This window comes from Kocuria sp. CPCC 205231 (genome assembly GCF_040980965.1).
Taxonomy (GTDB): Bacteria; Actinomycetota; Actinomycetes; order Actinomycetales; family Micrococcaceae; genus Kocuria; species Kocuria rosea.
In genome coordinates this window covers 1-523 of sequence record NZ_JAVKPP010000111.1, presented here as the reverse complement: position 1 = coordinate 523, position 523 = coordinate 1, and the positions used below count along the sequence as shown (strand labels likewise).

Below are 523 nucleotides of genomic sequence, written 5' to 3'. Positions count from 1 at the left end.
TTTACCTTCGGCAAGGGGATTGCACAAATTCCTCTGGACTGTCTGCTATTGTGTTGTTGCCAAAATCAAAAAGAAAAAAATACTAGTGGTTAGTTATGGAAACATATTCTTTATCTTTCCATTCCTCCTCTATCTCTTCCCCTAGTTTGCCTAGCCACTACTTTTTCCCAATTATTTTTTTCCTCCAGTCCTTTTAAAATCATCTTTTCAGCTTTATTTAATTCTTTTTCATCTTTTTCTAAAATTTTATTCTCTAGTTCTTTTTTTTCTAATCTATTCCCATTTTTCCATTTTGAATATAACTGACATTCTTCCAATACTTTGTCATATCCTATATCTTGGAGAAGCTCTCCTAAATTTTTAGACAATAACCTATATTCTTGTAATTCTAATTCTAAACTTATCTTTTTACTCTCTAAAACCATATTTCTATCTGATAAACTCTTGTTTTCCACGAGATAATTCAAATTCTCTTTTTCTAACTTTTCTACATTTTTTTCTAGCTTCAATAACTTTTTTAAGT

Annotated in this window: 1 protein-coding gene; it reads right to left on the bottom strand. The window is 29.3% G+C overall.

What is annotated here, in order from left to right; genetic code table 11:
* Nucleotides 1–110 precede the first annotated feature (110 nt).
* Nucleotides 111–523: hypothetical protein (locus RF640_RS19110; RefSeq protein WP_368828677.1), on the bottom strand; the 413-nt coding region annotated here is incomplete at its 5' end.